Below are 21,366 nucleotides of genomic sequence, written 5' to 3'. Positions count from 1 at the left end.
GTCGTGCAACTCTAGATCAGTGCTGGGCAAGATCCTTCTCCGTTATCTCAAGACATACCGCTGGCTGCTGCTCGGCGTGCTGGTGTTCCAGTTCGCCTCCGCGTACGCGCAGCTGACGCTTCCACGCCTCAATGCCGACATCATCGACCAGGGTGTCGCCAAGGCCGACATCGGCTACATCTGGACGCACGGCGCGATCATGCTCGCCGTCGCACTGGGCCAGATCGTCGCCGCCATCATCGCCACCTACTTCGCGGCACGGGCCGCCATGGCCGCGGGCCGTGACATCCGACGCGACGTCTACCGCAAGGTGAGCGGGTTCTCCGAGCGCGAGGTCACGCAGTTCGGGGCCGGCTCACTCATCACCCGCAACACGAACGACGTGCAGCAGGTGCAGATGCTCGCCATGATGGGCGCCACGATGCTCGTCAGCGCGCCGCTGCTGGCGATCGGCGGCATCATCATGGCGCTGCAGCAGGACATGGGGATGGCGTGGATCATCGCCGTCTCGGTCGCCGCCATCCTGCTTCTCATCGGCATCATCGCGAGCCGCATGGTGCCGCTCTTCCGCAGCTACCAGCGCAAGCTCGACGGCGTCAACCTCGTGATGCGCGAGCAGCTCACGGGCGTCCGCGTCGTCCGCGCGTTCGTCCGCGAGCGGATCGAGGAGGCGCGGTTCCGGCTCGCCAACACCGACATCATGGTCGTCGGCCGGCGCGTCGGGTCGCTGTTCGTCCTCATGTTCCCGATGGCGATGCTCGTCATGAACGTCACCGTCGTCGCGGTGATCTGGTTCGGCGGCATCCGCGTCAATGACGGCGAGATCGAGATCGGCACCCTCTTCGCCTTCATGCAGTACATCGGCCTGATTCTCGGCGGTGTGCTGATGGCGAGCTTCATGACGATCATGATCCCCCGCGCCGCGGTGTCGGCCGAGCGGATCGGCGAGGTGCTCGACGTGAAGGGGTCGCTGGACCGGCCGGACAAGCCCGTCTCGTCGTTCTCGGCGCCCGGTGCACTCGAGTTCGACGACGTCTCGTTCGCCTATCCCGGTGCCGACGAGCCCGTCCTCTCCGGCATCACGTTCCGCGCCGAGCCGGGTGAGACCGTCGCCATCGTCGGATCGACCGGTGCCGGCAAGACGACGCTCGTCTCGCTCATCCCGCGCCTGTTCGACGTCAGCTCGGGCGCCGTCCGCGTCGCGGGCGTGGATGTGCGGGAGGCCGACCTCGACCTGCTCTGGAAGGGCATCGGCCTCGTGCCGCAGCGCCCGTACCTCTTCACCGGCACCGTGGCGTCCAACCTCCGCTTCGGGCGCGAAGAGGCGACGGATGCCGAACTGTGGCACGCGCTCGAGATCGCTCAGGGCCGCGAATTCGTGGCCGAGATGGAGGGCGGCCTCGACGCCCGCATCGCCCAGGGCGGGACGAACGTCTCCGGCGGTCAGCGCCAGCGGCTCGCCATCGCGCGCGCCATCGTGCACCAGCCCGACATCCTCGTGTTCGACGACTCGTTCTCGGCGCTCGACCTGACGACCGACTCCAGACTCAGGCAGGCGTTGTGGCGGGAGCTGCCGCGCGTCACGAAGATCGTCGTCGCGCAGCGCGTGTCGACGATCACCGAGGCCGACCGCATCATCGTGCTGGACGCGGGCCGCATCGTCGGCATGGGCACCCACGACGAGCTCGTCGCATCCAACCAGACGTATCGCGAGATCGTCGAGTCGCAGCTGGGGGTGGACGCATGAGCGCGTCGCGTGCGGCGGAGAGGAGCGAGTCGTGAGCACTCCCGATATCCCCACCGAGGAGGAGCGCCTCGAGGCCGAGCTCGCCGAGCAGGCCCGTGTATCGTCCGGCGACTGGGACAGCGTCAAGCCGGGCAAGGCCCAGAACTTCGGTCAGAGCTTCCGTCGCATGGTGGGCCTGCTGAAGCCGCATGCCTGGGCGTTCGCGTTCGCGTCGCTGCTCGGCGCCATCGGCGTCGTGCTCGCCGTCATCGCGCCGAAGGTGCTCGGGGCGGCGACGAACATCATCTACGACGGATTCATCTCGAACGTCCTCCACGACGTCTACCACGTCCCCGTGGGCACGACGCAGCAGCAGGTCGTCGACGGCCTCAACGCGCAGGGGCAGACCGACCAGGCGAACATGATCGCCGCGATGGGCCCCTTCACCGTCGGCGCCGGCGTGGATTTCGACGCATTGCGGTACGTGATCGCGTGGATCCTCGTGATCTACGTCGCCTCGGCGCTGCTGAGCTGGATCCAGGGCTACATCATCAACGTCATCATGGTGCGGGCAATGTGGCAGCTGCGCGAGGACGTCGAGGCGAAGATCAACCGCCTGCCGCTGTCGTACTTCGACAGGGTGCAGCGCGGCGAGCTGATCTCGCGCGTGACGAACGACATCGACAACATCACGCAGACGATGCAGCAGTCGCTCTCGAGCGCCCTGACCTCGGTGCTCACGGTCGTCGGCGTGCTCATCATGATGTTCTCGATCTCGTGGCAGCTCGCGATCGTCGCCCTCGTCGCCCTGCCGCTCATGGGCGTGATCTTCGGCGTCATCGGACCCCGGTCGCAGAAGGCCTTCGGCATCCAGTGGCGCAAGGTCGGACGGCTCAATGCCCGCGTCGAGGAGTCGTTCTCCGGCCACGCGCTCGTGCGGGTGTTCGGTCGCGAGGCCGACTCGATGGAGAAGTTCCAGGTCGAGAACGAGGAGCTCTATCAGGCCTCGTTCAAGGCGCAGTTCCTGTCGGGCATCATGATGCCGGCGATGATGTTCATCGGCAGCCTGACGTACGTCGGCATCGCCGTCCTCGGCGGCATCATGGTCGCGAACGGCGCCCTGCGCATCGGCGACGTGCAGGCGTTCATCCAGTACTCGCAGCAGTTCACCCAGCCGCTGTCGCAGCTGGGCGGCATGGCCGCCGTCGTCCAGTCGGGCACAGCGTCGGCCGAGCGCGTCTTCGAGCTGCTGGACGCCGACGAGCAGGACCCGGATGCCGCGGACTCCCCGGCGCTCGTCGAGGGCAACGGCGTCATCGAGTTCGAGCACGTCAACTTCTCGTACTCGCCCGACCACCCGCTGATCAGGGATCTCTCGTTCCGCGTCGAGCCGGGGCAGACGGTCGCTATCGTCGGCCCCACGGGCGCCGGCAAGACGACGCTCGTCAACCTGCTCATGCGGTTCTACGAGCTCGATGCGGGCTCGATCCTCCTCGACGGCCAGGACATCGCCGTGCTGACGCGCGACGACGTCCGCTCCCGCACGGGGATGGTGCTGCAGGACCCGTGGCTGTTCGCCGGCACGATCCGCGAGAACATCCGCTACGGGCGCCAGTCGGCCACGGACGAGGAGGTCGTCGCGGCCGCCGTCGCCACGCGCGTCGACCGGTTCGTCCACTCGCTGCCCGACGGCTACGACACCGTGCTGGACGAGGATGCATCGAACGTGTCGGCGGGTGAGAAGCAGCTCATCACGATCGCCCGGGCGTTCGTGGCGCAGCCGGCGGTGCTCATCCTCGACGAGGCCACGAGCTCGGTCGACACGCGCACGGAGCTGCTGCTCCAGCACGCGATGGCGGTGCTGCGCGAGGGGCGCACGTCGTTCGTGATCGCGCACCGCCTCTCGACGATCCGCGACGCCGATCTCATCCTCGTGATGGAGCACGGCGACATCGTCGAGAAGGGCACGCACGAGGAGCTCATCGCCGCGCGCGGTGCGTACTGGCGCCTGTACCAGGCGCAGTTCGAGCAGGCCGCGGCCGAACTCGACCCGATCCTCGCGGGGATCGACGACGAGTCGGCCGATGGCGAGCCGGCGGAGCGCTCCGTCCAGAGCTGATCCGCAGGGCGCGCGGGTGGGGGCTCGCGCGGACGAGGGCCACGGTTCGGGGGAACCGTGGCCCTTCGTCGTCTGTCCGGCCGGAGCCTCAGGGATCGCGTTCGCCTGTCACATTCCCGGGCTGGAGCCAAGGAACGCGACAGTCGAGCGTCAGGAGGTCGGGTTCGCCTGTCACATTCCCGGGCTGGAGCGAAGGAACGTGACAGTCGAGCGTCAGGGGGTCGCGTTCGCCTGTCACATTCCCGGGCTGAAGCCAAGGAACGTGACAGTCGAGCGTCAGGGGGTCGCGTTCGCCTGTCACATTCCCGGGCTGGAGCGAAGGAACGTGACAGTCGAGCGTCAGAGGTCGCGTTGGGTCAGGAGACGGCGTCGCGGGCGGCGACGAAGGCCGCCACGCAGCGGTGGATCTGCTCCTCGGTGTGTGCGGCCGACAGCTGCACGCGGATGCGTGCCTGCCCCTTCGGCACGACCGGGTACGAGAACGGCGTCACATAGACGCCGCGGCGCTGCAGCTCGTCCGCGATGCGGCCGGTGAGCACGGCATCCCCGAACATCACCGGCACGATGGGGTGCTCGCCAGGGAGCAGGTCGAAGCCCGCGGCATCCATGCCCTCGCGGAACTGGGCCGCGTTGCGGGCCAGGCGCTCCCGCAGCTCGCCGGAGGAGGCGAGCAGCTCGAGCGCCTGCAGCGTCCCGGCGACGATCGACGGCGCCAGCGAGTTGGAGAACAGGTACGGCCGTGCGCACTGGCGCAGGAGGTCGACGATCTCCTGATGCGCGGCGACGTACCCCCCGGACGCGCCGCCGAGCGCCTTGCCGAAGGTGCCGGTCGTGATGTCGACCCGTCCCTGGACGCCGGCGCGCTCCGGGGTTCCCCGGCCGCCCTCGCCGACGAAGCCCACGGCGTGGGAGTCGTCGACGAACACCAGCGCGTCGTACTTGTCCGCCAGGTCGCAGATCTCCTCGAGCGGTGCGAAGTAGCCGTCCATCGAGAAGACGCCGTCGGTGACGATCACACGGCGACGAGCATCCGACGCCTCCTTCAGCTTCGCCTCGAGGTCGGCCATGTCGCGGTTCTTGTAGCGGTAGCGCTGCGCCTTCGCGAGGCGGATGCCGTCGATGATCGAGGCGTGATTCAGCTCGTCCGAGATGATCGCGTCCTCGGCTCCGAAGAGCACCTCGAAGACACCGCCGTTCGCGTCGAAGCACGACGAGAACAGGATGGCGTCGTCGTAGCCGAGGAAGGCGGAGAGGCGCTGCTCGAGCTCGAGGTGCTGGTCCTGCGTGCCGCAGATGAACCGCACGCTGGCCATGCCGTACCCCCACTCGTCGAGGCCGCGGTGGGCGGCCTCGACGATCCGCGGGTCATCGGCGAGACCGAGGTAGTTGTTGGCGCAGAAGTTGAGGACGTCGTGGTCCGCGACATCCACCACCGTGTTCTGCGGGCCGCGGATGCCGCGCTCCCGCTTCGTCAGACCCGCCTGCTCGATGTCGTCGAGCTCTCCGCGCAGCTCCGCGCGCACGTCTCCGTACATGCTCACACCCTTCCCTTCAGACCTGGGTCCAGTCGAGGATGACCTTGCCCACACCGCCGGATTTGGCCGCCGCGAACGCCTGCTCCCACTCGTGGGCGGGGTAGCGGTCGGAGATGGTCGAGGCGACCCGCTCGCGGAGCGTCTGACTGGTCTGCATCATGGCGCTCATGGAGTTCCACGTCTCGAACATCTCGCGACCGTAGATGCCCTTGAGGGTCAGCATGTGGGTGACGACCTTGCCCCAGTCGATCGGGAAGGGCTCGCTCGGAAGGCCGAGCATCGCGATGCGGCCGCCGTGGGTCATGTTGTCGATCATCGACGAGAGCGCCGAGGGCGCCCCGCTCATCTCGAGGCCGATGTCGAAGCCCTCGCGCATCTTCAGCGCGTGCTGGACGTCGCCGATCGAGTCGCGCGACACATCGACCACGGCATCCGCCCCCATGCCTTTCGCGAGGTCGAGGCGTGTCCGGCTGATGTCGGTGGCCACGATGAAACGCGCCCCGGCGTGCCGGGCGACGGCGATCGCCATGAGGCCGATGGGGCCGCATCCCGTGACCAGCACGTCCTCGCCGACGACCGAGAACGCCAGCGCCGTGTGCACCGCATTGCCGAGCGGGTCGAAGATCGCGGCGACGTCGTGGTCGATGGCGGTGTGGTGGACCCACACGTTCGCGCCCGGAATCACGATGTACTCCGCGAAGGCACCGTCACGGTGCAGGCCGATGCCTTGCGTGCGGATGCACATCTGCCGGCGCCCGGCGCGGCAGTTGCGGCACATGCCGCACACGATGTGACCCTCGCCGGAGACCAGGTCGCCGACCGAGATGTCGTGCACCAGCTCGCCCACCTCGACGACCTCGCCGCTGAACTCGTGCCCCGGGATCAGGGGAGTGCGGATGGTCGAGGCCGCCCAGTCGTCCCATCCGAGGATGTGGAGGTCTGTGCCGCAGATTCCGGTGCGGAGCACCCGGATCTTCACGTCGGCGGGGCCGATCTGCGGTTCGGGGCGTTCGACCCATTCGAATCCGGGGCCGGGGGCGGGCTTGAGCAGTGCTTTCATCTGATCGGTGTCTCCTTGTGGGAATATGCGCCGTGGGATGGAATCTGACCGCGCTCGAAGTACGAGACGAGGTCAGGGTCGAGCGACGGGACGGCGATGGCCGAACCGTCGCCACGCAGGGACGCGGTCGCCAGGATGCCGGCGGCCACGGCCTCGCGCGCAGCGATGGGGGAGGTCTCGGTGAGCCCTCCGTCGCGGACGAACCGCAGGAATTCTGCCATGAGCAGGGCGTCGGCGCCTCCGTGTCCGGCGTCGGCGACCTCGGGGACGACGAAGGTCTCGTCCGGGGCCGCGGCTCCGCGGTGGCGCTGGTTCCAGAGCGCGACGATGCCGCCGGGGGCGTCGTCGAGATTCTCGATGCGTCCCTCGGTGCCGATGACCGTGTAGTTGCGCCAGTAGTCCGGGGTGAAGTGGCACTGCTGGTACGAGGCGAGCACGCCGTTCGACAGATGCAGGTTCACCATCGACACGTCCTCGACGTCGACGACGGGATGCAGGCCGCTGAGCGAGGTGGGCGGCCAGTTGTCCAGGCTGAACCAGTCGGGCATCCGCTCGCCGGAACGATCGCGGCGGTCGGAGATGTCTCCGTACACGCTGAGGGACCCCATCGCCGCCACCCGATCAGCGTACGCTCCCGCCAGCCAGTGGATCACGTCCAGATCGTGGGCGCCCTTCTGCAGCAGAAGGCCCGTGGTGCGGCGACGGTCGGCGTGCCAGTCCTTGAAGTAGTAGTCGCCCCCGTGGCCCACGAAGTGCCGGCACCAGATCGCTTTCACCTGCCCGATGCGCCCCTCGGCGATGAGCTCGCGCATGAGCGTCACGACCGGCATGTGCCGCATGTTGTGGCCGATATAGAGACGCGTGCCGGTGCGCATCGCGGTGCGGAGCATCTCGTCCGCATCATCCAGCTCGATCGCCATCGGCTTCTCGCAGAAGACCGCGATGCCTGCCTCGAGGGCCCGGATGGCGACAGCCGCGTGGGAGTCGTCGGGGGTCAGGACGAGGACGGCATCGATGCCGCTCGCGAGCAGCTCGTCGAGCGACTCGGTGACGAGCGCGTCCGGGAACTCGGCCCGAGCGGCGGCGCGGGCGGCTTCGGCGGGGTCGCAGATCGCCGTGATGCGCGAGCCGAGACCGGGGCGGTGCGCCTCGGCGCGCATGCTGCCGCTGCGGGCGCCGAAGCCGACGATGCCGATGGAGAGGTCCATGCAGAGTGCTCCTTAGGAGAGGAAAGAGGAAGACCGCGCGCCGGCGCGGAAAGAGGATGCGTCAGCGCTGGGGCGCGGACAGGTCGGTCGAGCCGCCCGGGAAGAGCGACCACTCGAACTCGTGCACGCGCGGAGGCTCGGTGTCCTCGCCGAGTGCGCGGCGGACGATGATCCGGGCCTGGCGGCGGTAGAAGTCCGTCGGGCCGACCGTGGTCAGGGTCGGGGCGATGAGGTGAGCGTCCGGTGTGTTGCCGACGCCGACCACCGCGACGTCGTGCGGCACGCGCAGGCCGAGCCGGTGCGCCGCGTTGATGGCGGCGATGCCGGCGAAGTCCGTCGTGGCGTAGATCGCCGTCGGGCGCACCGGTCGGGAGAGCAGGTCGAGCGACGACGCGAACGCGCTGGCGCTCGACTCGCGGTAGGTCGCCGTCAGGCTCGGATCGAGCGGGATGCCGTGCTCCTCCAACGCGCGGACGTACGGCGTGTACCGCGTGACGCCACGGGCGGCGCCCGCGACGGCGCCTTCGGCGGCGAGGCATGCGATCACCGTGTGGTTCTCGAGGAGGTGCGCCATGGCCATGTCGCACCCCGGGATCGCGTCCGAGCGGATGACGTCGAACCCGTCCGGCTCGAGCGTCTCCGAGAACACTACGAGGTGCTGCCCGCGATCGGCGAGGGCGCGCAGCTTGTCACGCGTCTGATCTCCGCCGCGCGCGCCGTCGAGGTAGGCCACGTCGCACTCGATCCGATCGAGTGCGGCATTCCAATCGCCGTCGGCCAGGATGAGCGTCGTCAGACCGTGCCGGTTGGCCTCGGCGTTCACGGCATCCGCCACGGCCAGCGACCACGGGTCGCTCAGCATGTGCAGCGACAGGTGCACGGTTCCCGTGCGTCCCGTGCGGATGGCGCGTGCCGCGGTGTTGGGACGGTAGTTGAGGCGGTCGGCCGCCTCCATGACCCGCCGTACCGTGTCCTCCGCGATGCCGGCGCCGCTCGCCCGCCGGCCGGAGAACACGTACGACACGGTCGCCGTCGACACGCCCGCCTCGGCTGCGACGTTGCGCAGCGTCGGCCGCCGGTGGACCGGCGCCGGCGATGCGTGCTCGGGGTTCGCCATCCGTCAGCCCTTGCTTCCGGAGAACGCGATGCCCTGGATGAACTGCTTCTGCAGGAACATGAAGGTCACGAGCATCGGCAGCGTGGCCAGCAGCGCTCCGGCCATCAGCACCGGGTAGTTCGTGCTGTGCAGGCCGACCAGCTGCGAGAGCCCGACCGACAGCGGCATCTTCTCGGGATCGGTGGTCACCACGAGCGGCCACAGCAGGTCGTTCCACGACCACAGCACGGTGAAGACCACGAGTGCGATGATGCCAGGCTTCGCAAGCGGCAGCATGACCCGCCAGAAGGTCTGCCACGGGTTGGCGCCGTCGATGCGCGCCGCCTCCTCGAGCTCCACCGGCATCGACATGAAGAACTGCCGCATGAGGAATGTGCCGAAGGCGCTGAAGATGCCGGGCACGATGAGCGCCTGCAGGGAGTTCAGCCAGCCGAGGTTCTGCATGATCTCGTACTGCGGCAGCAGGTACAGCTGCGACGGCACCATGAGCACCGACAGGAACAGGACGAACACGAGATTGCGACCCCTGAATCGGATGCGGGCGAAGCCGTAGCCGGCCATCGTGCACAGTGCGACCTGCCCGACGGTGCGGCCGATCGTCAGGAGCACCGAGTTGAGGAACATCTGCCCGAACGGCATGGATGCGAAGACCTCGGCGAAGTTCGTCCACACCCACGGCTGGGGGATGATCACGGGCGGCACGGCGACCGACTGCGTGAAGGTCTTGAATGCGGTGAGGGTCTGCCACACGAACGGGAAGATCATGACCGCCGCACCCGCGATGAGCACCGTGTGGACGACCCAGTGACTGCGCGTGCGTCGCGCGACGGGCACGCTGCGCTCGGCGGTGGCGCTCGTCACCGCGCGGGTGTCGAGGCTGAGTTCACTCATAGTGCACCCACTTCTTCTGCAGCCGGAACTGGATGACGGTCAGCACCAGGATGATGATCAGGAGCAGGAACGCGATGGCCGCGGCGTAGCCGCGCTGGTTGTCGATGAAGCCGGCTTCGTAGAACAGGTAGACGATCGTCCTGGTGTCGGGGATCGCCGGGTTGCTCTTGCCGAGCATCATGTACACGAGGTCGAACACCTGCAGGGCGCCGATGACGCTCACGACGCTGACGAAGAAGATCGACGGGCTCAGCAGCGGGATGGTGATGGAGAAGAACTTCCGCACGGGTCCGGCGCCGTCGAGGTCGGCCGCCTCGAGGATCGTGTCCGGGATGCCCTGCAGGCCGGCGAGGAAGATCACGATGTTGGTGCCGAGGCCCGCCCAGATGCCGACGATCGCGATCGCGACGAGCGCGGTCGCCGGATCGGTCAGCCACGACTTCCCCTCGATGCCGAACAGGTGCAGGAACTGGTTGAGGATGCCGTAGTCGCCGTTGTAGATCATGCGCCACACGAGCGCGATCGCCGCGGGCATCGTCACGACCGGGATGAAGTAGAGCGTCCGGTACGCGCCTCGGCCCTTCAGCCCGGTCGTGTTCAGTAGGGCCGCGATCGCGATGGCGATCGGGATGCCGACGAGCGCGATGATCGTGTACTCCGCGGTGTTCACGAGCGCGCCGACGAGCTCGGGATCCTGGAACAGCCGGACGTAGTTCGCGAGTCCCACGAAGGTGGAGCCGCCGAACGGACCCGTCTCGGTGAACGACATCGTGAAGGTGCGGATGGTCGGCCACAGGTAGAAGACCAGCAGGCCGATCGCCGTGGGGCCGATGAACAGGACGGCCCACAGGGGGGACTGTCGCGGCCCGCGGCCCCTCCGGCGGGAGCCGGGGACGCGCACGTGGACGCGCCCCCGGTCCAGCTCGGAGATCGGCGCGCTGGAGCGCTGCGCGATCAGATCGGTCATGTCACTTCTTCTGCTCGGCGTCGAGAGCGGCCTGCATCTTGTCGGCGAGCTGCTTCATGCCCGCCGCGGGCGCGAGCGTGCCCGCCCACACCTGGGAGAGGATGTCGGTCTCGTCCTGCGTCCACACCGAGGTGTTCTTCGAGACCGGGTAGGGGACCGCATCCTTCACGGCGTCGATGTAGTAGTGCAGGTCGTACTTCGGCATGGACTTCACCCAGGCATCCTGCGTGCCGTTGTACGCGGGGATGACGGTGCCGGTGTCGGCCTGGATCTGGGACGCCTGCTTGCCGCTGGCGAAGGCCGCGAACTGCTTCGCCTCGGCGACGTGCGCGCTCTTGGCGTTCGCGACGTTGGCCAGGCCGTGGATGACGCTCTGGTTGCCGGCCGGGCCCGCGGGCAGCGGCGCCACGTTCACCTTGTCGGCGATGTCGGCGTTCTGCGCGTAGCCGATGGCGGCCCACGACCCGGTCTGCAGCATCGCCACCTTGCCGGAGAGGAACATGTCCTCGGGGGCGGTGTCGGTCATCTGCTGAGCGGTCGGGGAGCTGCCCGCCTTGATCAGGTCGACCCAGTACTCGATGCCCTTGAGTGCCTCCGGCGAGCCGTACCCCGTCTTCTTGTGATCGGGGCTGATGACGTAGCCGCCGGCCTGCGGGATCGAGTCGTAGTAGTTCTCCTGGCTGTACTGCGAGGCGGCGATGCCGTACACGCCCTTGGCTTTGTCGGTGAGCTTCGCGGCGGTGTCGGCCATGTCCTGCCAGGTCCAGCCGGCCTTCGGGTAGGCGACGCCGGCGGCGTCGAACAGCGCCTTGTTGTACCAGACGCCGATCGTGTCGAAGTCCTTGGGAGCGCCGTACAGCTTGCCGTCGTAGGTGTACAGCTCGACGAGGCTCTTCGGGTAGTCCGCCGTGGGGACCTTCTGGTCGTCGAGCGGGGCGAGCACGCCGTTGGATGCGTAGAGCTGGATGTGCGGGCCGTTCATCCAGAACACGTCGGGGCCGGAGCCGCCGGAGACGGCCGTCTGCAGCTTGGTCCAGTACTCCTTGTTCGGCGTGAGCTGGATCTTGACGGTGACGTTCGGGTGCTCCTTGTGGAACGCGTCGGCGATCTTCTGCATCGCCGGCTGCTGGTTCTGGTCCCAGATGGCGTAGGAGAGCGTGACGTTCTCGGACGAGCCGCCGCCGGCGCTGCCACCGGCGCTTCCGCCCGCACAGGCGGTGAGGGCGAGCGCGGCGGCAGCCGCGGTCGAGGCGGCGGCGAGGCCGCGGGCTCGGGGGGACATGTGGCGCATGGGTATCAGGTACTCCTTCGGACGAGATAGGGACCGCACACGGCGTGAACGATGTTAATCGTTTAGCGTCGACTGTACATCGAGCATTTCCTGCGCGCAAGACGCATGTTCCAATCACTTTCAATCATTTCTCATGACCGTGGAGGAACGTCGGGGCTGACGGATAGCGTGGTGCCGTGACCGACCTTCCCCGTGATCTCGTCATCGGACCCGACGGGCGCGCGCGCTGCGCGTGGGCCGGCAGCGACCCGGAGTACCTGCGCTACCACGACGAGGAGTGGGGCCGGCCGCTCCACGGCGACCGGCCGCTCTACGAGAAGCTGACCCTCGAGGGGTTCCAGGCCGGTCTCAGCTGGATCACGATCCTGCGCAAGCGCCCGGCGTTCCGGACGGCCTTCGCAGGCTTCGAGCCCGAGATCGTCGCCGCATTCGACGATTCCGACATCGAGCGGCTGATGGGGGATGCCGGCATCGTCCGCAATCGCGCCAAGATCGAGGCCGCGATCTCCAACGCGAGGATCGTCTCCGCCATGGCCGAGGGCGAGCTCGATGCGCTGCTGTGGTCGTTCGCGCCGCCGTCCACGGCGCGCCGACCCGCATCCTTCGCCGATCTTCCCGCGAGCACTCCCGGGTCGGAGGCGGCGAGCACGGCGCTCCGCACGCTGGGCTTCCGCTTCGTGGGGCCGACGACGCTCTATGCGCTCATGCAGTCCTCGGGCATGGTCGACGACCACATCGAAGGATGCTGGCGGGCCTGAGGGGCGAGCTCAGCCGACGTCGTGCAGGTGGCGCTCGCCGTGGTCGAGCACTTTCACGACGATGCCCTGCGCGCGCAGCGCCTTGAACGTGCGGGTCTCCTCGTCGGTGTCTCGGCCGAGGGCGTGCACGCTCGCGACGACGACCACATCGCCGGGGCGAAGCGTGCCGAAGAGCCGCCCGAGGCGCTCCTCCCACGATTCGAGGGTCTCCGGCGCCGGGTGGCGGAAACCGTCGATGGGAACGCCGAAGCGGGTCAGGTCGTTGCGCTGCTCGACCACCGAGGGCATGTCGTCGCGGGACACGACGAGCCCGACCAGGCGCGCGCCGGCGGGCCGTGCGAGCCACCAGTTGCGGTCGGCCTGCAGCTCGGTGAAGCACTTGGGACACTCCGCCGCCGCATGCGGCAGGTGGATGGGACTCGTCAGCGCCTCGCCGCCGTCGGCATCGGCGGGATGCAGCATCGCGTGGCCCGCTGCGTTCATGTCGTCCGTCACGAGAACCCCCTGGCGTCCATTGTCCCCCACGGGCGCGCCGGGCAGAGCCGGGATCAGCCGGGTGCGTCCATCCGCAGCTGCACGCCGATCTCGTCCGCGTCGAGCTCGGCCCGTGCGTGGCGCAGGACCGCGGTGGCGAAGGTGCCGTCGTGGGTCAGTTCCTCGAGCCGCGCGCGCATCGCGCCGATGACCGCGAGCCGCAGCTCGAGCGCGGTCCGCGTGAACTCGCTGTCGTCGTTCGCCGAGCGTTCCGCCAGGCGCGCGCCGAGCCTGGTCGTCAGGTCGGCGTCGAATGGGTGGCCGTCGCTGTCGAGCAGCTCGCCGGAGACGAGGGCGGATGCGGCGGCCGTGCGCAGCTCGTCCTGGAGCTGATCGCGACCCCCGCCCACCGGCTCCGCCTCCCCGTCGGCCAGGCCCAGGCGGCGGACGAGAACCGGAAGGGTGAACCCCTGCAGCGTGAGGCTCACGGCGGCGACCAGGAAGGCGACGAACACGAGGAGCGCGCGTTCGTCGTCCCGCGGGAGCGTCTGCGCGGCGGCCAGGGTCACGACACCGCGCATGCCGCCCCAGACGATGACCGCGCCCTGGCGCCAGTCCAGGGGCGCTCCCTGGTAGTAGTCCACGTCGGCGAGGGCCCGGGTGACGCGGGTGCGGGCGATCCCGAGGAAGCGCTCGCGCTGCACGGGGTCCGTGGGCAGCGTGCGGTGTGGCATGCGCCGGGGAGTCACCGCGCTCGGCGGCCGGTCCGGCAGCTCGACGGGAGCCGTGTCGCCGGACTCGACGGCATCCAGCCGATCGCTGAATGCCTCCAGACGGTCGCGGTCCAGGCGCCGCGCTCGCCGCCCCTGCGACCACACCACGAACGCGACGTAGCCGGCCCGCACCGCCAGGACGATGGCGAGGGCGACGAGTGCGAGCCAGGTGCCATGCCACAGGCCCTCCTCGCTCTGCAGGTTGGCGCGCACGATCTCGCGCAGCTCGAGACCCATGAGGAGGAACACCGCGCCCTCGAGCACGAGCTCGATCGTGCGCCAGTTCAGCGTGTCGGACATGCGCTGTTCCGGGGTGAGACGGCTGGGCGCGAGCTGGCTCGTGACGAGACCCGCGACGACGGCGGCGACGAGACCCGACCCGCCGAGGTGCTCGGTCGGCAGGTACGCGATGAAGGGGACCGTGAAGCTCACCGCGGTGTTCGCGGCCGAATTGCGCACCCACACGCGCAGTCGCAGTGACAGCCAGCCCACGATCGCGCCGATGACGATCGCGATGACCACGCTCCATACGAACTGCCCCACGGTCTCGGCGAGGGAGAAGCTGCTCGCGATCGCGGCGATGGCGGTGCGCAGCAGCACGAGTGCCGTGGCGTCGTTGAGCAGGCTCTCGCCCTCCAGGAGCGTGACGACGCGCGGCGCGATGCCGAGCCGCTTCGCGATCGTCGTGGCGACCGCATCCGTCGGACTGAGGATGGCGCCCAGGGCGATCCCGAGGGGAAGTCCCAGGCCGGGGACCACCGCCCAGAAGAACACGCCGAGCACGAGCGAGCTGATGACGACCAGCGCGACGGCCAGGCCGGCGATGGGCCGCAGGTCCCGGCGGAACTCGATGGCCGGGAGGTTGACCGCGGCGGAGTAGAGCAGCGGCGGCAGCACGCCGACGAGGATCCACTCCGGATTCACCGTCACCGTCCCCACGAACGGCAGGTATCCGACCCCGATCCCCACCGCGAGCAGCAGCAGCGGAGAGGCGACGCCGAGCTTCCTCCCGACCGCCGAAGACGCCGCGATCGCGAGGACGCCGAGAAGCACCGGGACGAGCAGGTCCATCAGAGGATGCCGAGCTCCTGAACGGCAGCGCGCTCCGCGACGAGCTCGGCGACGGATGCGTCGATCCGCGCGCGGGCGCGGCCGTCCAGGTCGAGCCCCTCCACCACCTGATAGCCGCTTCCGTCCGAGCGCACGGGGAACGAGCACACGAGGCCCTCGGGCACGCCGTACTCGCCGCGCGAGACGAGCGCCGCGGACGTCCAGCCGGCGTCGACCGGCCGGCCCCGCACGAGATCGCGCACGTGGTCGATCGCCGCGTTGGCGGCGGACGCGACCGATGACGAGCCGCGGACCTCGATGATCTCGGCGCCGCGCTTGGCGACGCGCGGCACGAACACGTCGTCGAGCCACTGCGCGGCCGCCTCGGGCCCGAGCCGCTCCGCCAGCAGCGCGGGGACGGAGGTGCCGTCGGCGGTGGCGTGCGACACGTCCGGGAACTGGCTCGCCGAGTGGTTGCCCCAGATCGTCACATCGCGGATGCCATCGGGCCGCGCATCCAGCTGCTGCGCGAGCTGTCCGACGGCGCGGTTGTGGTCGAGACGCGTGAGGGCCGTGAAGCGCTCGGCCGGCACGCCGTCGGCCGCCGCCCGCGCGATGAGCGCGTTGGTGTTGGCCGGGTTTCCCACCGTGACCACCTGGATGCCGTCTGCGGCATGTGCGGCGATGGCCGCGCCCTGCGGGCCGAAGATGCCGGCGTTGGCCGCCAGCAGATCGCCCCGTTCCATGCCCGCCGTCCGCGGGCGGGCGCCCACGAGCAGCGCCAGGTCGGCACCGTGGAATCCGCGGCCGACGTCATCCGTCACGTCGACCGAATGCAGCAGCGGGAACGCGCAGTCCTGCAGCTCGAGGGCCGCGCCCTCGGCCGAGCGCACGCCCTGCGGGATCTCCAGCAGCCTCAGCCGCACGGGACGATCGGGTCCGAGCATGTCGCCGGCAGCGATGCGGAACAGGAGCGCGTAGCCGATCTGGCCCCCCGCGCCGGTGATGGTGATGGTCGTCGGAGAGTGCGCCATGGCCCGAGCCTAGACCGGAAATGCCCGGCCGTTCGGGCTGTGCGGGGTAGCGTGAAAGGCATGACGTTCAACGACAATGCGAACGTCGGGGGGAACAGCGCCCGTCGTCGCGGGGCCGGAATCGCCGTCGGAGGCGGTATCACGGGTCTCGGCGCCCTGGCCGTCCTGCTGCTGTCCCTGTTCACCGGGCAGGACGTGACCGGCCTGCTCGGCGGAGCGCTCAGCGCCCCCGGTCAGGCGGTCGGAGGCGGCACCACCGACGGCGCGGCCGTCCAGAACTGCCAGACCGGCGCCGACGCGAACCGCGACAGCAGCTGCCGGCTCGCCGCGACCTCCCTCGTCCTGGACCAGTACTGGGGGCAGCGGATCGACGGCTACCGGGGACCTCAGCTCGTGATCGTCGACCGCTCCACCCCGACGCAGTGCGGCACGGCGTCGAACGCCACCGGGCCGTTCTACTGCCCGCCGGATGAGACGGTATACATCGACCCGACCTTCTTCGACCTGCTGCACGCCCAGTTCGGCGCCACGGCAGGCAGCCTGGCGCAGTTGTACGTCATCGCGCACGAGTACGGCCACCACGTGCAGCAGATCACCGGCATCACGCAGGACCACCCGGCGAACGGCACCGGTCCCACGAGCAACGGCGTGCGCACCGAGCTGCAGGCCGACTGCTTCGCCGGCGCCTTCATCGCCGACATGGCCACGCAGAAGGACCAGAAGGGAGTCCCGTACCTCCAGCCGCCGACGAACGCGCAGATCGCGGACGCGATCAACGCGGCTCAGGCGGTCGGCGACGACCACATCCAGAAGGAGTCCGGCGTGCCGGTGAACTCGGAGACCTGGACCCACGGCTCCAGCGCGCAGCGCGAGCACTGGTTCGAGACGGGGATGCAGGGCGGGCCCGGCGCGTGCGACACCTTCTCCGTGTCGGGGAGGTCGCTGTGACCAACGGTCCCGCTCACCTCGACGACATCCTCTATCCGCCGACCGAGCCGTACGAGACCGGCATGCTGCTGGCCGGCGAGGGCAACCGCGTGTACTGGGAGCAGAGCGGCAATCCCGAGGGCAAGCCGGTCGTGTTCCTGCACGGCGGCCCGGGTGGCGGCACCTCGCCGTGGCACCGCCGGTTCTTCGATCCGCGGAAGTACCGCATCATCCTGTTCGATCAGCGGGGATGCGGGCGCAGCACGCCGAGCGCGAGCGCGCCCGATGCGGACCTCAAGCACAACACGACGTGGCACCTGGTCGCAGACATGGAGCTGCTGCGCAAGAACCTCGGCATCCAGCGGTGGCAGGTGTTCGGCGGGTCGTGGGGGAGCGCCCTCGCGCTCGCCTACTCCGAGGCCTACCCCGAGGTGGTCAGCGAGATCGTGCTCCGGGGCGTCTTCACGCTGCGCGCGCACGAGCTCGAGTGGTTCTACGAGGGCGGCGCGAGCGCGATCTTCCCCGACGAGTGGGAGAAGTTCCTCGCGCCGATCGCGCTGCTCGAGCGCGCGCGGCTCATCGAGGCCTACCACCGTCGGCTCACTGATCCCGACCCGGCGATCCACGTGCCGGCAGCGATCGCGTGGTCGGGCTGGGAGGCCTCGACCCTCACGCTCCTGCCGGATGCCGACCTCGTCGCGGCGATGACCGAGCCGTCGGTCGCGACCGCCTTCGCCCGCATCGAGAACCACTACTTCATGCACGGCGGCTTCTTCGACGAGGGGCAGCTCATCGCCCAGGTCGACAAGATCCGCGACATCCCGGCGGTGATCGTCCAGGGGCGCTACGACGTCTGCACGCCGATCATGACCGCGTGGGACCTGCACCAGGCGTGGCCGGAGGCGGAGTACGTCGTGGTTCCGGATGCGGGGCACGCCGCATCCGAACCCGGCATCGCGGCGGCGCTGCGCGCCGCGACCGATCGCTTCGCCGAGTAGTCAGCCGCGGATGAGGTCCGCGGCCTTCACACCGATGACGATCGCGGGAGCGTTGGTATGCCCGCGGATGACCGTCGGCATGACGGACGCGTCCGCCACGCGCAGTCCCTCCACCCCGCGCACCCGCAGCTCGGGGTCGACCGGGGCCGCGGCATCCATCCCCATCCGCACCGTGCCCACCGGGTGGTACAGGGTGTGCGAGTAGCGGCGCATCGACAGCTCGACGCGCTCCTGGGCGCTCATCGACTCGCCGCCGACCGGCTGCACCCAGTCGCCCGTCGTGAGTTCCGCGAGCGCATCCGTCGCCAGCAGCCGCTCGCACACGTGGAGGCCCTCGGCGAGGGCCGCGGCATCCCTCCCCTCCTCGTCGGAGAGGTACGCCGGGTCGATGAGCGGCTTGTCGCGCGGGTCGGCCGACGCGAGGCGGATCGTTCCGCGGCTCACCGGCCGCAGCAGGATCGCACCGACCGTGATGCCCTCGGCGGGCGTCGGCACGAGGCCCTCGCCCACGTACGGTACCGGCGCGAAGATGATCTCGATGTCGGGCAGGCCCTCACCCATGCCGAGCTCGTCGGCCACCGACGTGCGCACGAACCCGTACGCCTCGCCGACGTTGGAGGTCAGCATCCCCTTGCGTCGCGTGAGGTAGTTCACGAGCTGCCCCGCCTTCTCGGCGGTGTAGAGGGTGCCGCCCTTGGCGCCCGGTGCGAGTCCGGCGACGAGGTGGTCCTGCAGGTTGGCGCCGACCTCGGGGGCGTCGACGACGACCGGGATGCCGTGCTCAGCGAGGTGACCGGCCGGCCCGATGCCGCTGAGCATGAGCAGCTGGGGTGTGTTGACCGCGCCGCCGCAGAGGATGACTTCGCGGTGGGCCGTCGCCTGCCGCGTGATGCCGTCGATCTCGACGTACACGCCGGTCGCGCGGGTTCCCGGGCCCACGCGCCCGGAGGCTCCGCGCGGCGCGTCAGCGACGGGTGGAGTGGGCGTGGGGACGAATGTCACCCTCCGCACGAGCGCGTTCGTGACGATCCTCAGGTTGCGGCGGCCCTTCGCCGGCTTCAGATACGAGTCGGCGGTGGATGCGCGCCCCCCGCGGTGCTCGCTCACCATGGTCTGCGAGAAACCCTGCGCCGCGGGCAGGTTCGGCGCGGTGACGGGATAGCCGGCCTCGGCGGCGGCGCGGAGGAACGCCGCGGTGTGCGGCCGCGGGTCGCGCTGGTGCTCGACCGCCTGCGGGCCGTCGATGCCCTGCGTCGCGTCCGCCGGATCCTGCGTGCGCTCGACGGCGCGGAAATAGGGGACGAGGGCGTCCCACGACCAGCCGTCTCCGGCCGTCTGCGCCCACTCGTCGTAGTCCGCCGCGAACCCGCGCACCCACATCATCGCGTTGAGCGACGACGATCCGCCGAGGGTCTTGCCGCGCGGCCAGAAGATCGTGCGGTCCTCGAGGTGCGGCTGCGGAACGGTGTCGTAGTTCCAGTCGTAGACGCCGCGGAAGAGCTTCGAGAACGCCGCGGGGACGTGCAGCTCCATGGCGGAGTCGGGACCACCCGCCTCGAGCAGCAGCACCGAGACCTTCTCGTCCTCGCTCAGGCGCGCTGCGAGTGCCGCGCCCGCTGAGCCGGCGCCGACGACGATGTAGTCCGCGGCGAGGTCGGCGCTCACGAGCGCATGGCCTGGGTCAGGGTGGCGACCAGCCGCGGGACGCTGTGGGTCATGTGCCACCGGGTCAGGCCCTCGCCGACCGAGGCGCCCGTCTTCGCGTCGACGAACCACGGCGGCTTGGGCAGCACCGTGCCCTTCGACAGGCTCAGGGACCGCACGACATCGCCGACGGCCCGGGGGAACGGCCGGAACGGTCCGCGCAGGATGGAACGCTCGACGCGGTCGATCAGCAGCGTGTTGTGGACGACGCCGAGGCCGCTCTGCACATCCTGCAGCGTGCCGCCCGGGAAGGCGCCCCACGAGAGGATCGGTGTGGCGAAGACCACCCCTGTCCACGTGTTGATGGCGATCCCGCCGTAGCGGAGGTCGGCGATCGCACGCTCGAAACCCGCCCCGAGGAGGGCCTCGGTCGCCGGGTCGATGAGCACGTTCGCGCCGAGCGTGCCGACGAGGTTGTCGTTCGCGTAGGCGACCGCGTTGTCGAGGAACTCCTGCCCGGTACCGGGCACCTGCACGACGCCGAGGACGGGGGAGAAGTACTCCGTCGTCTGGAGAGCCGTGGCGTCGCCGCCCGCTGTGAGGTCGACGATGGCCCGCGTTCGGTCCGCGTTCCACCGCGCGTCCGGATAGCCCGCGGCGGCGGCATCCAGCTTCTCCTCGCTGCGGGGATACCACACCGGCCTCTCCGGCGCCGCGTGCAGTGCGGTCTCCAGGGCGGCGATGAACGCGTCGCGCTGCGGCCAGTCGCTCGAGAGCACGACGACCTGCCCGGCGATGCAGTTGTGGCCGCTGTTGTGCAGGCGCATGGTCACGACGTGCTCGGCCTGGTACTTGAGGTCCGCATCGGTCCAGGTACCCGGAACCACGATGATCGGCGAGACGCCGCCCAGTTCCGCGGTGATCGGAACGGCGAGCTTCGGGTCGTCGGCCGCGCGGCGCCTCTCGGCCTCGGCACCCGCGCCCCAGACGATCGCGTCGAACGTGAGCGCCGAGCCCGTGATGTGCACGTGGGCGATCGAGGGATGCTGCGCCAGGTAGGCGCCGACATCGCCCCCGCCCTGCACGATGCGCAGCAGTCCGAGTTCGATGAGCGGGGCGAGCGCGCGCTCGAAGACCGGGAGCACGGCATCCTGCGTGGGGTTGACCTTGAGGATCGACACGCGGTTCTCGGCGATGAGCTCGTACAGCACGTCGAGGAACGGGATCGAGGTGATGTTGCCCGCGCCGAGGACGAGTCCCACCCCGGTGTTCTCGGTCGCGCGGAGGTGGCCGAGGCCCGCCTCCGAACGTGCCTGGGCGGCGGTCACGCCCGGCTCGAGCCACAGCTCGCCGGTGAAGCCCGAGAGAAGCACGCGGTCCATGCCGGAGGCCGGGAACGCCTCGATGCGCACGCGGCCGCCGTGGGCCTCGGAGATCCTGACGCCCTCGAGCGGGCTCGTGCCGCGGGCGAGGGCCTTCAGTGACGAGATGTAGCCGTCCAGGCCGCCGAGGGCGGCATAGGGCCCCGACATCCACTCCTCGCCGCGCAACGGGTGCCCGGGCTCGAGGCCTTTCGACAGGGCGGCGGCGTCCGCCCACTCGTCCGCGCTGGCGACCACGGCGGCGCGCACGCGGTCGAGCAGGCGGGCGCGCTGGTCGATGGTGAGGGCGGCCCAGGTGCGGGTGCCGTCCTGGAGGTCGGCGATCGCCGCGTCGAGCGGCACGCGGACCTCGGCGGCGAGCTCGGCGGGCTTCGGAGTGGTCTTGGCAGGGCTCACGTGAACGCTCTCCTTC

17 protein-coding genes are annotated in these 21,366 nt (G+C 69.7%); 5 read left to right on the top strand and 12 right to left on the bottom strand.

Annotated elements, in window-relative coordinates; all coding sequences use genetic code 11:
• The first annotated feature begins 19 nt into the window (after window positions 1-19).
• Together SM116_RS00655 and SM116_RS00650 are read left to right on the top strand one after the other, a co-directional pair.
• Window positions 20-1,747, top strand: a complete 1,728-nt coding sequence (locus SM116_RS00655) for an ABC transporter ATP-binding protein (protein ID WP_320942541.1) — start codon at window positions 20-22, stop codon at window positions 1,745-1,747.
• Between the two features lie 31 nt (window positions 1,748-1,778).
• Window positions 1,779-3,845: an ABC transporter ATP-binding protein gene (locus SM116_RS00650; protein ID WP_320942540.1), complete on the top strand. Its 2,067-nt coding sequence runs from the start codon at window positions 1,779-1,781 to the stop codon at window positions 3,843-3,845.
• A 356-nt stretch (window positions 3,846-4,201) separates the two neighbouring features.
• On the opposite strand, the gene SM116_RS00645 is transcribed toward SM116_RS00650, so the two are convergent.
• The 7 genes from SM116_RS00645 to SM116_RS00615 form a co-directional block, all read right to left on the bottom strand.
• Complete coding sequence (locus tag SM116_RS00645; protein ID WP_320944215.1) at window positions 4,202-5,380, bottom strand: glycine C-acetyltransferase; 1,179 nt, start codon at window positions 5,378-5,380, stop codon at window positions 4,202-4,204.
• 16 nt (window positions 5,381-5,396) lie between these two features.
• Window positions 5,397-6,440, bottom strand: a complete 1,044-nt coding sequence (gene tdh, locus SM116_RS00640) for an L-threonine 3-dehydrogenase (protein ID WP_320942539.1) — start codon at window positions 6,438-6,440, stop codon at window positions 5,397-5,399.
• Window positions 6,437-7,648 (bottom strand): Gfo/Idh/MocA family protein, encoded by a 1,212-nt coding sequence (locus tag SM116_RS00635; protein WP_320942538.1) that lies wholly within the window; start codon window positions 7,646-7,648, stop codon window positions 6,437-6,439. The genes tdh and SM116_RS00635 overlap by 4 nt, the downstream gene beginning before the upstream one ends.
• 61 nt (window positions 7,649-7,709) lie before the next feature.
• Complete coding sequence (locus SM116_RS00630) at window positions 7,710-8,765, bottom strand: LacI family DNA-binding transcriptional regulator (RefSeq protein ID WP_320942537.1); 1,056 nt, start codon at window positions 8,763-8,765, stop codon at window positions 7,710-7,712.
• Between the two features lie 3 nt (window positions 8,766-8,768).
• Complete coding sequence (locus SM116_RS00625; protein WP_320942536.1) at window positions 8,769-9,656, bottom strand: carbohydrate ABC transporter permease; 888 nt, start codon at window positions 9,654-9,656, stop codon at window positions 8,769-8,771.
• Window positions 9,649-10,623, bottom strand: a complete 975-nt coding sequence (locus SM116_RS00620; protein WP_320942535.1) for a carbohydrate ABC transporter permease — start codon at window positions 10,621-10,623, stop codon at window positions 9,649-9,651. The genes SM116_RS00625 and SM116_RS00620 overlap by 8 nt, the downstream gene beginning before the upstream one ends.
• 1 nt (window position 10,624) lies before the next feature.
• Window positions 10,625-11,905 carry an ABC transporter substrate-binding protein gene (locus SM116_RS00615; protein ID WP_320942534.1) on the bottom strand — a complete coding sequence of 427 codons (1,281 nt, stop codon included), beginning with the start codon at window positions 11,903-11,905 and terminating at the stop codon, window positions 10,625-10,627.
• Between the two features lie 185 nt (window positions 11,906-12,090).
• On the opposite strand from SM116_RS00615, the gene SM116_RS00610 reads away from it, so the two are divergent.
• On the top strand, window positions 12,091-12,672 hold the full coding sequence (locus SM116_RS00610; protein WP_320942533.1) for a DNA-3-methyladenine glycosylase I: 582 nt from the start codon (window positions 12,091-12,093) through the stop codon (window positions 12,670-12,672).
• Window positions 12,673-12,681: 9 nt separating this feature from the next.
• On the opposite strand, the gene SM116_RS00605 is transcribed toward SM116_RS00610, so the two are convergent.
• The 3 genes from SM116_RS00605 to SM116_RS00595 form a co-directional block, all read right to left on the bottom strand.
• Window positions 12,682-13,134 carry a recombinase family protein gene (locus tag SM116_RS00605; RefSeq protein WP_320944214.1) on the bottom strand — a complete coding sequence of 151 codons (453 nt, stop codon included), beginning with the start codon at window positions 13,132-13,134 and terminating at the stop codon, window positions 12,682-12,684.
• 86 nt (window positions 13,135-13,220) lie between these two features.
• Window positions 13,221-14,990: a cation:proton antiporter gene (locus SM116_RS00600; RefSeq protein WP_320942532.1), complete on the bottom strand. Its 1,770-nt coding sequence runs from the start codon at window positions 14,988-14,990 to the stop codon at window positions 13,221-13,223.
• A complete protein-coding gene (locus tag SM116_RS00595; RefSeq protein ID WP_320942531.1) occupies window positions 14,990-16,003 on the bottom strand; it encodes a malate dehydrogenase in 1,014 nt (337 codons plus the stop codon). The genes SM116_RS00600 and SM116_RS00595 overlap by 1 nt, the downstream gene beginning before the upstream one ends.
• A 60-nt stretch (window positions 16,004-16,063) precedes the next feature.
• On the opposite strand from SM116_RS00595, the gene ypfJ reads away from it, so the two are divergent.
• Together ypfJ and pip are read left to right on the top strand one after the other, a co-directional pair.
• The gene (gene ypfJ, locus SM116_RS00590; protein ID WP_320942530.1) at window positions 16,064-16,951 is read left to right on the top strand and encodes a KPN_02809 family neutral zinc metallopeptidase; all 888 of its coding nucleotides are present in this window, start codon (window positions 16,064-16,066) and stop codon (window positions 16,949-16,951) included.
• Window positions 16,948-17,928: a prolyl aminopeptidase gene (gene pip, locus SM116_RS00585; RefSeq protein ID WP_320942529.1), complete on the top strand. Its 981-nt coding sequence runs from the start codon at window positions 16,948-16,950 to the stop codon at window positions 17,926-17,928. Before ypfJ ends, pip begins: the two co-directional genes overlap by 4 nt.
• Here the strand turns inward: pip and SM116_RS00580 are convergent, their stop codons facing one another.
• Entirely contained in the window at window positions 17,929-19,593 is a 1,665-nt protein-coding gene (locus SM116_RS00580; RefSeq protein WP_320942528.1) for a GMC family oxidoreductase, read from the bottom strand.
• Window positions 19,590-21,350, bottom strand: a complete 1,761-nt coding sequence (locus tag SM116_RS00575) for an aldehyde dehydrogenase family protein (protein ID WP_320942527.1) — start codon at window positions 21,348-21,350, stop codon at window positions 19,590-19,592. Before SM116_RS00575 ends, SM116_RS00580 begins: the two co-directional genes overlap by 4 nt.
• Window positions 21,351-21,366: the final 16 nt, after the last annotated feature.

The sequence above is a fragment of the Microbacterium rhizosphaerae genome, from assembly GCF_034120055.1.
Classification (GTDB): Bacteria; Actinomycetota; Actinomycetes; order Actinomycetales; family Microbacteriaceae; genus Microbacterium; species Microbacterium rhizosphaerae.
The sequence above is the reverse complement of the archived record's forward strand: the minus strand, read 5'-3'. Positions and strand labels throughout refer to the sequence as shown.